The sequence below is a fragment of the Snodgrassella sp. B3088 genome (assembly GCF_026535815.1).
In the GTDB taxonomy this organism is placed as follows: Bacteria; Pseudomonadota; Gammaproteobacteria; order Burkholderiales; family Neisseriaceae; genus Snodgrassella; species Snodgrassella alvi_E.
Genome location: NZ_JAFNPG010000009.1, coordinates 1 through 12,797, shown reverse-complemented (window position 1 = coordinate 12,797; position 12,797 = coordinate 1). Strand labels below are relative to the sequence as shown.

Here is a 12,797-nt window from a genome sequence, read left to right as displayed (position 1 = left end):
GAAATACCGGAATCAATTCTGAAACAGACAACAGGAAAAGGTACAGATATGGCTATAATAATTACAGGTGCTTCTGCCGGTTTTGGTGCCGAAATGTGTCGGGTAATGGTTCGTGCAGGATATCAAGTTATCGGTGCGGCGCGGCGGTTGGAAAAACTACACCAATTACAAGCCGAGCTGGGTACCAACTTTTTACCCCTGCACATGGATGTTGCCGACAAACAAAGTGTAGATAATGCGCTGGCCTCCCTGCAAGGCACATGGGCAGATATCGATTTATTGGTGAATAATGCTGGTCTGGCACTAGGTATGGAGCCCGCTCAGGAAGCAAACTATGCCGACTGGGAAACCATGATTCATACCAATATTCTTGGTTTAACCTATGTTACCCGTCAGATACTGCCACGCATGGTAGCCAAAAATGCCGGTTATATCATCAACCTTGGCTCAACTGCTGGTTCTTGGCCGTATAAAGGCGGCAATGTTTATGGTGCCACCAAAGCTTTTGTGCGCCAGTTCAGCCTCAATCTACGTACCGATCTGGCCGGTACCCGCATACGTGTCACCAATATCGCCCCGGGCCTGTGTGGCGATACTGAATTTTCTAATGTCCGTTTTCGCGGCGATGAGCAGCAAGCTGCGGCTGTATACGAACACATCAGCTATCTGCAACCAGCAGACATCGCTAATACCGTGTTATGGCTCTATCAGACACCAGCTCATATGAATGTAAATCACATTGAAATTATGCCTGTAGCACAAACATTTGCCGGCCTAAGTGTAACCCGTGATTTGGATTGAGGCTGATTAGAATGAGTAGTAAGACCGTGTGGCAGTCCAAAGCTGAAGAAAAAGCCTGCATCATTGCTCAATGTGTCCAGCACAGCGTCACCATCACCCAATTGCGCGAACAAGTTCTGGATATTGTATTAAACATGAGCGGTGTCATTAAAGCTTATCAAGTACTGACACACATGCAGCAACACAGCAGCAACACCATTGCTCCGCCAACTGCCTATCGCGCCTTGGACTTTTGGGCAGAGCAGGGAGTATTGCATAAAATACCAGCGGTAAACGGTTATATTCTCTGTCGCCATGTGCAGCATGAATGTAATAGTGATTGTCATGAAGATGACATCCACCACAACGATTTTGTACTGGTTTGCAACCAGTGCGGTACTGTGGATGAACAAAGCCTGAGCTCTGAATGGGCAGCTCTACGCCGGCGTGCAGCCGACAATGGTTTCATATTGAATGATGAACACATCGTACTTACCGGAATCTGCCGGCATTGCCAGCTAAAGCCAGCTTAAAATAGCTTCCAAAATTCAATCTGTATTTTGCCTGCCTGATATTCTAAATTTCAGGCTGTGCTGAATTTTTCGCGATATTTCAAACAAGCAATATATTCAGTCTCGCCAAAGTGCCTGCACTCTCTAGAAACCATAATAAACCATTAGATTGCCATTACCCCAGCAGCTATCCCTGATATTTAAAAGGCTTAATAGATGTAAACAGCTTCTTCAAGTTATCTTCGACATCTTTAATATCATCCAAATAAAGAATCCATAGTTTTTTCCGTGCGCGAGAGCAGGCGGTATAAAACAGATTACGGCTATTCTCCAATTTTCTGGTTTCCTCTTCCGTATACGTTTGTTCCGGCTCTAGAGACAGACTGGCAAAAAAATTTTAAAATTATTTTTATTGTTTCTCCTAAGGTTATATCCCAAGATTATTGCTACATTGTCATATTTTTATCTTGGTGCCATCATACGTTTTGTATTGAAATGTTTGCAGCTTATCGTGCTCATTGTTGAAAAGTCATCCATTGTTGTCATAAATCTAAGCCACTGTTCAGAATCTTTTTTATAGCTGAGTTTCTCTTGTTGATTTTTTATCTATTTGTTTATCTGTTAGTTTTACATCGGGCTTGGTTTTTGCTTCTATCCAAACATTTCTTCATGCAGCAGGCCATCAGTATAGCCCTCAATTGTTTTTACGTAATTTATTGATTCTATGCTGGAGAAAATACTTTAACGACTCAATTAGTATGTAGGTTTTATCAGCACACCCACCAGCTTGAATAATATAACTGTCAAAATTATCAATGGCTCTAAATATTTTCTGATGTATTTTTTATTGTTCGTCGTAATTGGTTTTCAAACACATTTTTATCCTCTTAATTTTTATTAAGTTAATTATTCAGTTAATTCAAACCATCCAGAATATATATTTAGATAATGCTTTTATATTCGATAATGAATCTGTGTCTATAGTAATGATGGTGAAAGTAGCGCACTGTCAAATTTGGTATTGCTTTATTTATATTAATTTTTAGCTGTAATTGAAACAAACTTTCAATATGAATCTGTTCGTTTGAATAAGGATTTTAAATAATTTTGAGAAAGCTGTTTCTAGTAATGCAATAATACTCAAATTTGTTGTAGTTTGTTTGAATAATTACCTCTTCAGCAGCCGGAAAGGCACTTCATTGACAAGATGATAATCTAGTAGAGTTTTAGCAAAAATTCCTCTTTTTTATAATAGTAATGAATAAAGAATTATTATTTTGTATTAATGACAATTTCTAGTGACAGAATAAACTAAAAGTAAAAAATTGAACAGATTTTAAAATTAACTAATAATATTAATATATTAATTAAAATAGGTATGACAAAAATTTATTCATGTGTTTAATCTAATTTAAAAATTTATTTGCCAGTCAAATATCTTAAAAAAATTTGCATGTAAAATAAGTTGAGGCTATAAATAATTTTCATTCAACAGTTCTGGCAGCAGCATTCAGTTTAAGGAGATACATATGAACAACATCTCAGTGGGCATTGTGCAGATGGTTTCTGGCACGAACGTGGCGGAAAATATTCAGTCTATGCAGCGTCTGGTGCGGCAAGCTGCGGCTGCTGGGGCTGAGTGGGTAGTGTTACCAGAGTACTGGCCCATTATGGGGCAGAATGATACTGATAAGGTGAAGGTGGCTGAAGTATTTGGCGATGGACCGTTGCAAACCGCTTTAAAATCGCTGGCCGCTGAATTGGGTATCGTGCTCTTTGGCGGTACTATACCATTACAAAGCACAGATAAAGCCAAAGTGCTTAACACTATGATGGTATATGGCCGCGCCGGTGAGCTGCTTGGCTTTTATCATAAAATGCACCTGTTTGGATTTGTGGGTGCCAATGAAAGTTATGCAGAAGCCGATACGATTTTGCGTGGCATGGATGTGCCGCAGTTAAAAGTAGATGATGTTTCCGTAGCTCAAGGTATTTGTTACGATTTACGTTTTCCTGAATTCTTCCGTGCTCAACTGCCTTTTGATGTACTTGTACTGCCCGCTGCTTTTACCTATACCACCGGTAAAGCGCACTGGCATACGCTATTAACCGCACGTGCAATTGAAAATCAATGCTATCTTCTCGCATCAGCACAAGGTGGCACACATCAAAACGGCCGCCGTACCTTTGGTCACAGCATGATCATTAATCCATGGGGCGAAGTGCTGGCCTGTTTGCCGGAAGGTGAGGGTGTGATTACCGCGGAGCTGAATAATGATTTTCTGCAATCAGTACGCAGTAAATTACCGGCTCTCCAGCATCGCATATTGTAATCAGGAATGATTTGGTTCAATAAAATAGCAACCTTCGCACTGGAACTGACGAGTTTGATAGACGTTTTGTCTAAATAATCAAATCTGTAGTCATTTAAACAGGACAACAGCAATCATTACTTGTCCAAAAAAGAGAATCATGGCATGATTATCGATTAAATTTTGACTATATAAAGTTAAATGTTGAATTTTCTATCAAATTTTGATTTAGGAAGCAGTGGGCAGTTATGAGTGGTGGAACTAAGAAAAAATCGCATTCGCAATGGAGCTCGCGGATGGGCTTTATGCTTGCCGCAGCAGGTTCGGCAGTGGGTCTGGGCAATATCTGGAAATTTCCTTACATGGCAGGGCAGATGGGTGGTTCTGCCTTTGTGCTGACCTATCTGATTTGTATGTTTATCATTGGCCTGCCGATACTGGTTGCCGAATGGTTGATTGGTCGCCGCGGTCAGAAAAATCCGATTCATACCATGGAAGATGTAGCTGCTGCTGAAGGGCGTTCTAAATCATGGCGCTGGGTAGGGATTATCGGCGTTTTAGGTTCATTCTTGATTCTGTCTTTCTATAGCGTGATTGGCGGCTGGGCTACCGATTATATCTTTCTGGCCGGTAGTGGTACCTTTAAAGGACTGCATGGCGATGGTACCAGTCTGGTATTTCAGCAATTTCTCGGTAGCGTAAGTCATTTGCTCACATGGCATACAGTGTTTATGTTTGCAACTGCATTGATTGTTGCCATGGGTGTGGGAGCCGGTCTGGAGCGTTCTTGTAAAATCATGATGCCGGGGTTGGGCGTTTTGTTGATTGGTCTGGTGATTTATGCGGCGGTTGTCAGTGGCCCTTCCTTTGGTAGAGCATTCACTTTCCTGTTTACCCCAAATTGGTCCGCAATTACCGGAAAAGCAGTGTTAGCGGCTCTTGGCCATGCCTTTTTCAGTTTATCGCTTGGTATGGGGATTATGATGGCCTACGGCTCCTATCTGGGCAAAGATGTTAATCTGATTTCTACTGCTCGTACTGTGGTGATTCTGGACGTTATCGTTGCCATGTTGTCGGGCATGGCCATTTTTCCTCTTGTATTTGCCAACGGTTTGCAACCGGGCGAAGGCCCTGGCCTTATCTTTGTTACTTTACCAATTGCTTTCGGTAATATGGCTGGCGGTACTATCATCGGTATTCTGTTCTTTATTTTTCTCACTTTTGCAGCACTGACATCTTCAATTTCATTACTGGAACCAACAGTCGAACTGTTGGAAGAAAAAACGCACCTAGGCCGTAAATCCGCCACTCTGGTAAGTAGCGTGGTTATCTGGGCATTGGGTATTGCCTGTCTGTTGTCTTTTAATGAATGGCAGGATGTAACTATTTTCGGTAAAAATATTTTTGACTGCTTAGATTACCTCACCAGTAAACTGATGTTGCCATTAACTGGTCTGGGTACCATTATTTTTGCTGGCTGGATGATGAAACAGGAAACCATCCGGCAAGAACTGAATTTAAGTCCAGTAATATTTGCTGGGTGGAAATTTTTATGCCGAATCGTTATTCCAGTGGCAGTGATTGCTATTCTGATTTACGGATTTATGTAATCTTGGTCTAATTCTTATTAGAATATAGGTTTATCACCAATAAAAGCACAGGCCGGCAAAGAAAAATGCCGGCCTGTGCTTTTATTGGTAGGTTTTGTAACTATTTGATTTTTATAAAAATAAATAAAATAGTTTATATTTTATCTAGATATAGTTCAATCTTAAACTAGCTTTTATAAAAGCTTCTAAATCATTCTTTTGTATAGTGAATTAGTGCTGCATAAGTCATGCTGCTCGCTTTTAAATGATCTATTTTTCCACCATTTAATACCATGGATTCTTTTTCCATCTGGTTTAAGCAGCAAAATGAAGAAAATGTGATATCGTTTTATGCTTAAGTAATGAAAAGCTATTATGCAGAAATTATTTTTTAACTAAGTTGATAATACTTATGCTCTCCATCTTTGTGCCGATATTTTGAACTGGATGCAATTAAAATATTAGCATCTGATGATAAAAAACAAAATTTTGGATGATAAATATTTAAATTTTTTTCCGTTTCATCAAAGCGCTGCAGATATGTCGAATACCGAAATCTTTAGAAGTAAGCGGATAAATCATTTTTGTGGCAATAGCTCGCTACAGCATACTGGCTAATCATTTTTCAAGCCCGAATAAAATCAATTTTCTGGTTCTGCCTCACGTCCAGAACCATGTTTAGCAATTAGCTATATACGCATTAGCAAATAAATTACCTAATATCAGCTCCTTCACATCGTTACGCCTGCCTTGCGCGCAATTGCTAAGCCTTCTTCCACACTCATATATTGCGGTGGCTGAACACAATCTCGCAATACAATCGCACCCTGACTAAACATAACTAATTCATTCACAGCCAGTTGTTGCCATTGTTCGTTACAGGTAAGGGGTAGGGTGGCGATTACAGCTACTCGGTCGTGTGGTGTAGTTACTGCAGAAAAATCAATCGCCACATCTTCATCTGATAGCACGGCCTTACCAAACGGCGCCTGTCGAATAATATAAAAGAGCAAAGTACTGGCATGGGCGATTAACCAGTCGCCATTCGAAAGCATATAATTAAATAGCCCATACTGGCGCAGCTCAGCTGTGATTTCTGCAATTGTTTTAAATAAAATTTCACGCTCAGGTTTATGGCGAAAACGCTGGCGTAGCTGTTCCAGTAGATAGCAAAATGCCTCTTCCGAATCAGTGGTGCCAACCGGAGTAAAATATTCTCCTTCGGCTGGTTTGAAACCGCGTAGATTACCATTATGTGCAAATACCCAGTATTCTCCCCATAGTTCGCGTACAAAAGGATGAGTATTTACCAAATGCACTTGTCCCTGAGTGGCTTTGCGGATATGTGCGATCACATTTTCGGATTTGATTTTATATTGCTGCACTAAATCGGCTACAGGTGAGCTGGCACAAGGTTTATCATCTTGCAGGAGGCGTACCCCATGGCCTTCGAAAAAAGCAATTCCGAAACCATCCGCATGATTATCAGTTAACCCACCGCGCAAACGAAATCCTTCAAAAGAAAACACGATATCCGTAGGGGTATTGCAATCCATGCCTAACAACTGGCACATACTAATATTTCTCCTTCAATCATTAAATACTGTAATAATAATGTTGCACTATTTTAAGATTATACAACCTGATTAAAGTAATCCATAATTCAAGCGCATAAAATATGATTAAAAGCCCGTAAATGTGGTTACAGGCTTACTTGTAGACTTACAAGACTAGACACTGACTTTTATAGTACTGATGAGGCAGATAAAATCTCAGCGGAAGAAGTAAAAGCTTTATATTCAGCTGAAGAACACGCCACACCAGCAACAGCAAATCCTTTATCCATGCTGGCAATGGCCTGATTAAGTAAAGCCGCCGTCGCATGATTAAAAACCTCATAGTCAGCGCTTGCAGTTACTGCAACATCCTTTACTGGTTTGCTGATCGCTGCTGCAAATGTATTTTCTGCTACCATATCCTGTGCATCATTGTCTCTTAAGATACCAGCATCTGGAAGCATAGTGTTTATATCCGGCCAGTTGAAATATTGTTGTTCCAACCCTGAAGTATTACTGTAAGAATCATCTGAATCTCGAAGCAAACTATCGTCTATAGCATTTATCTGGCGGCTCTGAATAGCACTACTGATTGCTTCATTCTGTGGGACAGGGCTAAGTGTTTTTTTCTTAGTAATCAGATTTAATAAGGTCTTACCTTGCTTACCATCTTCTGTAAAAATGATATTCGCTAAATCTGAATCTTTTTTCTTGTTTTTAATATCATAGCCAACCAGATAAATAGCATCGCCATTCACCTTGTTTTTAACCATTATCCCATCTTTATAAGCAGTAAAAGAAAGCGATTTTAAGTTGTCCACTTTAATATAAGACAAGCCGTTATGATCATCAATGGTTGTGATTCCGTCTCCATTTTCCACAATGTAATAATCATCTCCTAAACCGCCATTCAGATAATCATTACCTTTGCCACCTTTCAGTATATCGTTACCGGCGCCGCCATATAAGTTATCGTTGCCTTCACCGCCGTATAACTGATCATCTCCATCATCACCCTGGAGGTTATCATCACCTTTACCACCACTGATGAAATCATTACCATTCCCGCCATAAAGCATATCATTACCGGTGGTACGGCTTGTATTATCATCTACAGGTTTTTCACTGTCGCCATAAATAATATCATTTCCATCACCACCATAAATCACATCGTTACCATCACTGCCTATTAGTTTGTCATCACCAGTGCCGCCGTCCAGATAGTCATTCCCGTATCCACCATTGATATAATCATTTCCACCTTCGCCATATAAAATATCATTTCCTACCGAAAGCTCTGATTCAGTGTGAAGGTCGCCATATATTTTGTCATCACCATCGCCACCGTAAATGACATCATCGCCTGTATATTTCATATTCTTGGTCATTAAATAAAGCGGTTCTAATTTATTATTAGATATTATCCAGCCAGTAATATTTAGGAAATCTCCGACTATCACATCGTTACCATTACCACCATAAATATAATCATTTCCACCTCCACCGTAGAGCCTGTCATTTCCCTCTCCGCCATCAACTACATCATCACCATATCCACCATCAATTAAATCATCACCATCTTCACCGTAGAGATGATCGGAGCCATTTATAGAGCTGTCTTCATTTGCAAAGGGTACATGTTCATCACCATATATTTCGTCATCACCTTTACCACCATAAATCCAGTCATCTCCGCCGCCACCCACCAAAGTGTCTGAGCCAGCGCCGCCATCAATATAGTCGTTACCTTTTATTTCGTTGTTTTGATCATCATCTCCATAAATAAGATCATGACCATCGTCCCCATAAAGCGTATCATTTCCCTGGCCGCCATAAATGAAATCATTATCATCGCCACCAATAATCACGTCATTTCCACCACCGCCAATAATCTCATCAGCGCCTTCGCCGCCATCGATACGGTCATCTCCATGCTCATAAAGGGAAGCATAATTCAGATAGCCAGGTAAGATAATACCATCGCCATATAAAATATCATTTCCTTTACCGCCGATAATATAATCATTACCTGCCATTCCATATACCGTATCATTACCGCACTCAGTACTGTCCGGCGCTGCGGAATCACCCTCAATATAATCATTCAGATTACCGCCAAGAATATAATCATTGCCATCACCGCCATATAAAAAATCACCATTGTAGCTAGCATCGGCTGAGATTGATGAAGTTTCATTTATACTTGAAGTGACACCACTCAGAATCTGAGTATCATTTTTATCAAGATAAACACCCCAGTTGGGGCCAGCATAAATAAGTTTCTTACCCGAAGCCGGCATTTTCCAACGCTCTTTCGGTGAGTGCCGTGCAGATATAGATAAATGATTGTTGGCTAAAATAAAATCATCTCCAGCTCCACCTTTTATCGTGTCCGAGCCACCACCGCCAGTGAGCAAATCCGTACCATCGCCACCATAAATCACATCGTCACCGGCATTGCCGTCTATGGCATCGCCTCCAGCCATGCCCCAGATTTCATCATTCTTGGCGCTACCGAAAATCACATCTTCAAATCCTTTTTCATCTAGGCCATTGATAATACGGCCATCTGAGGCGCGATTATCCCAATCCTTATGATAAGTACCTTTGTAAGGTAGCAAATCTTCATCAAAGTAGCCTTCTACATGAATTATTTTCGGCCGAGAATCACCCATAAATTTTTTTCTGTCTTTATCTGGTGGTGTGGCCATGGCAGGTAAATGAATGCCAAGCTGGTTTCCACTTTGCTTGCTCCATCCGCTGATGGTAAGTATATCTTTATCATTAATTAGCGATTGAATACATAAATCGCCTTCTTCATTCAGCCATACCTGCCATTTATTATCTTTAGTCTGCCACAGATTCAGCTCTTTTTTTATCCACTGATAGGAAGAAAAATGCTTATTATTCAAATAAAAATCACCATTTCCGTTACTATCAATAATACGATCCTGCCCGTCACCACTATTGAAGTAATAAGCATCAGACCCAGCACCACCAATCAAGATATCATTACCGCCGCCACCTATTATTTGGTCATTACCATTACCCCCAACCAACACATCTGAAGCTGCTCCGCCTTGGGCAACGCCATTTTCATTGTCTGCCAGCATCACCACCTGATGCACAGAAGTATTGGCTTGAGGATTTGTGCTCCAGCTCTGGCCGGATACCCCATCTTTAAACATAATGGCATCATTATCAGAAAATCCGTAACTCTTGCGTATAGATTGCACAAAGGTTTTTAGCTGTTGATAGCGCGGCCGCTCCGAGAAGAAATCGTGAAATCCATCATAATCAAATTGCTTATCCACATACTGATTGAATTCAGAAGCCTGAGCATAGCGAAATTCCTGCAGCAGCCAGCAGCGTATTTTTACCCAATCTTCACCCATTTGTGCCAGCGTACGTTGCTCAGGTACAAAGTCAGGATTCAGTACTACCACCGGATTCAGCTTTTCCAACGCATTCAGATAGAGAGACACTTTTTCTGTCTCACCCTGTTTGGTCAACCTTTGCAGTAAATCAAGTACTGATTCAGGTGCACCTTCTATCCAGTCCAGCTGATATTTGAATTCATATTCATCTTTAATGCCGTTTACCGGCTGCCGGTGCCCTGATTGAGAATCAAATACAAACTCCAGCCCTTTTTCCAGAAAATTCTGGTCATTAATCGAAGATATCAGTGCATCATGGCTATTGAGGATGCTTTTATTCAGTACGGCGGCCATAATCCATTTAGTAACTGCTGCGCCGCCAGCCAGTAGCCAGTTATTTTTTAATTGTTGTTTGGTCGTTGTAGAAGTGTGGCTATTGCTGAAAAATTCGCCAGTAAGCTTATTTTCCGGCGAGGTATATTTATCATACCAGCTATGGCTGGATAAACTGAACACATTATGTTCCAGCGCTTCTGCGCTTATCCCCATTCCTGCGGCCACGATATCCGTATCGCGACACCATTGCTGTGCCTGCTGTTGTTCCTTGCCAGAAATGGCGATTTTTTTAAAACCAAGCTTATCTGCTATCAGTTCAGGTAACTCAGGCTTGTTTAGTATCTCACCCAGCACCCCTGTAGATAGGCTAAGTGAATAAGTAAATGTGCGAATGATTGTTTTTCTGGAAACTACATTCCCTGTGGATTTATCTACATAAATATAGCCATTCTTGGCATCCAGCATAATATTATACAGCTCTAAACTTACTATCGAACCACCACTGACAACTTCTCCTTTGGTTTCGCGGATGTCTTCCCACATATTTTCAACTACCTGAGCACCTTTAATTATGCTGCCATCAGCTCGGGTGATTGATGCATTTTTCTGGATAATTGACATCGGGGCATACAGTGTCCAATAGTCGATATCCAGATTATTATTTTTAAACACTACTGCATGGAAATTATACATTTCATCATAGCTGATATCTTTGCCTCCTTCTCCTTTAATCAACTTTTGTCGCAAAATATCTAAATAACCTAAAGCCATGTCGCGGCGCACGCTATCCACTCTAGCTTGCGTAAGTGTCTGTTTATTATCTTTGGCTACTGCTTACATAAATGCCAGCGCCCCATTGCCGGTGATGCTGTCGCCGGTGGCTACGCCAATTGCCCAGCCGGCGTAATCATAGCCCTTTTCCCGCAGTGCCTGATACACTTCGCCGATAGCAGCCAAATTACCTGTTTTGATTTTTTTATTCCATGCATCAAGTTCTTGTTTGGTTAATAGCGCTGGCTGAGACATATTTCATCCCCTTTCATCAATTGTTAACAATACATATCATCCCGTAGTTGGGAAATTTTACTTACCTGCCTGCTTTTTAATTAGTTTGCCTTCATTAGTGACTACCCAGCTATCCAGTATGGCAGCGATATTTTTTTCGGTTTGCCGCCATAACTTGAGATAGGTACGGTCGTAACTCATACTGACATTTATCGGAAAATTACTAATAATAAAATCATGTTGACAAGATTGTACTTGCCCAACAATATCGCAAAGGATAAGGGTTTTAATGTTATTATTTGAATCTCGATAGATATACAGATCACGTCCTGCAATATTATCTGTCCATGGCTGATTGGTACTGGGGTCTATACCGTTATTGGCTTGATAATAAGTTAAACCAAATACTTTATTAGGCTGCTTAGAATATTCAAAATCCCAGCTTTCTTTTGAAGATTCTAGAATATCATTAAACCATCGATTGAAAGTCTTAATTTGTTTAGGGCTATATAGATTATAAACAATTGTATAACCCCACGGAAAAGGCTGACCTTTAGGAATAAGTGTTTTATTATCATGTAAATAATCTATTTCGGTTTGTTCTTTATAGCTCATCAGCGCACCATCAGTGAGGCGATAAAGCAAACCAAAACTTTCAATGGGTAGCTGATAGGTAATAGGCGGACGTTTGTATTTTTGTGCTTTTTTGCTGGCATCAAAATCACCAGGGTCTCCAACATAACGTACCCAGTGAAGTACTACGCCGTCGGGAATACTGACCGGTTTACCGCCCAGATTGCCGATGGAATCATAGCGGCCAAATCGGTCCTGATTAGNTGAAAGGTACCGGCTGCTGTTTGGCTTTGTCTTTATCCTTATCAGAACAGCCAGCCAGCAAAAGCAGGCCAGTTAAACAGACAGCTTTAGCATACGATATCAATAAATTTCTCATACTGATGTCTCCTATCAGACTAAAGTATAAATTAGCATAATTTTAAGATAATGCAAACAAAAACATAAACGAAAATTAACTAATGTAACGAAATATTAACTCTAAATAGATTATTATGTTTTAATATATATGCAATCTACCNGAATATATTTAGCGTAAAATAGCAAGCAAACCGGAATTTCTCTTAAAAAATGGCAAATTGGCTGAATGAGGTTGTATCAATATTGCGTGCATTGTTACAAAAATAATTTCTGCTGTCAGTGGTGTAACAGGTATGCATCTGTTTCGATTTATACCTTGCCAGCCTGCTTTTTAATTAATTTGCCATCATTAGTCACCACCCAGCTATCCAGTATGGCAGCGATATTTTTTTCGGTT

The 12,797-nt window shown here is 40.4% G+C and carries 8 protein-coding genes; 4 read left to right on the top strand and 4 right to left on the bottom strand.

The genetic code is table 11. The features are described from left to right. The first annotated feature begins 48 nt into the window (after positions 1 to 48). The 4 genes from J3U75_RS06830 (at position 49) to J3U75_RS06815 (ending at position 5,214) form a co-directional block, all read left to right on the top strand. Positions 49 to 801, top strand: coding sequence for an SDR family oxidoreductase (locus J3U75_RS06830; protein WP_323811356.1), 753 nt, complete (start codon positions 49 to 51; stop codon positions 799 to 801). Positions 802 to 812: 11 nt separating this feature from the next. Further along, positions 813 to 1,313: a Fur family transcriptional regulator gene (locus J3U75_RS06825; protein WP_267391197.1), complete on the top strand. Its 501-nt coding sequence runs from the start codon at positions 813 to 815 to the stop codon at positions 1,311 to 1,313. Positions 1,314 to 2,821: 1,508 nt separating this feature from the next. Continuing rightward, positions 2,822 to 3,625, top strand: a complete 804-nt coding sequence (locus J3U75_RS06820; RefSeq protein WP_267391196.1) for a carbon-nitrogen hydrolase family protein — start codon at positions 2,822 to 2,824, stop codon at positions 3,623 to 3,625. Positions 3,626 to 3,852: 227 nt separating this feature from the next. Next, positions 3,853 to 5,214 carry a sodium-dependent transporter gene (locus J3U75_RS06815; protein WP_267391195.1) on the top strand — a complete coding sequence of 454 codons (1,362 nt, stop codon included), beginning with the start codon at positions 3,853 to 3,855 and terminating at the stop codon, positions 5,212 to 5,214. Between the two features lie 710 nt (positions 5,215 to 5,924). Here the strand turns inward: J3U75_RS06815 and J3U75_RS06810 are convergent. From J3U75_RS06810 to J3U75_RS06795, 4 genes are all read right to left on the bottom strand, one after another. Next, on the bottom strand, positions 5,925 to 6,767 hold the full coding sequence (locus J3U75_RS06810; protein WP_267391194.1) for a class II glutamine amidotransferase: 843 nt from the start codon (positions 6,765 to 6,767) through the stop codon (positions 5,925 to 5,927). A 170-nt stretch (positions 6,768 to 6,937) separates the two neighbouring features. Next, complete coding sequence (locus J3U75_RS06805) at positions 6,938 to 11,254, bottom strand: calcium-binding protein (protein WP_267391193.1); 4,317 nt, start codon at positions 11,252 to 11,254, stop codon at positions 6,938 to 6,940. A gap of 42 nt (positions 11,255 to 11,296) precedes the next feature. After that, positions 11,297 to 11,488 (bottom strand): hypothetical protein, encoded by a 192-nt coding sequence (locus J3U75_RS06800; RefSeq protein WP_267391192.1) that lies wholly within the window; start codon positions 11,486 to 11,488, stop codon positions 11,297 to 11,299. Between the two features lie 57 nt (positions 11,489 to 11,545). Beyond that, positions 11,546 to 12,082: a hypothetical protein gene (locus tag J3U75_RS06795; RefSeq protein ID WP_267391191.1), complete on the bottom strand. Its 537-nt coding sequence runs from the start codon at positions 12,080 to 12,082 to the stop codon at positions 11,546 to 11,548. Positions 12,083 to 12,797: the final 715 nt, after the last annotated feature.

Bases quoted from the DNA above. Each gene is read 5' to 3' on its own strand.
- J3U75_RS06815 (WP_267391195.1), top strand. From the start codon at position 3,853: ATGAGTGGTGGAACTAAGAAAAAATCGCATTCGCAATGGAGCTCGCGG.
- J3U75_RS06810 (WP_267391194.1), bottom strand. From the start codon at position 6,767: ATGTGCCAGTTGTTAGGCATGGATTGCAATACCCCTACGGATATCGTG.
- J3U75_RS06825 (WP_267391197.1), top strand. From the start codon at position 813: ATGAGTAGTAAGACCGTGTGGCAGTCCAAAGCTGAAGAAAAAGCCTGC.
- J3U75_RS06820 (WP_267391196.1), top strand. From the start codon at position 2,822: ATGAACAACATCTCAGTGGGCATTGTGCAGATGGTTTCTGGCACGAAC.
- J3U75_RS06795 (WP_267391191.1), bottom strand. From the start codon at position 12,082: ATGAGCTATAAAGAACAAACCGAAATAGATTATTTACATGATAATAAA.
- J3U75_RS06830 (WP_323811356.1), top strand. From the start codon at position 49: ATGGCTATAATAATTACAGGTGCTTCTGCCGGTTTTGGTGCCGAAATG.
- J3U75_RS06800 (WP_267391192.1), bottom strand. From the start codon at position 11,488: ATGTCTCAGCCAGCGCTATTAACCAAACAAGAACTTGATGCATGGAAT.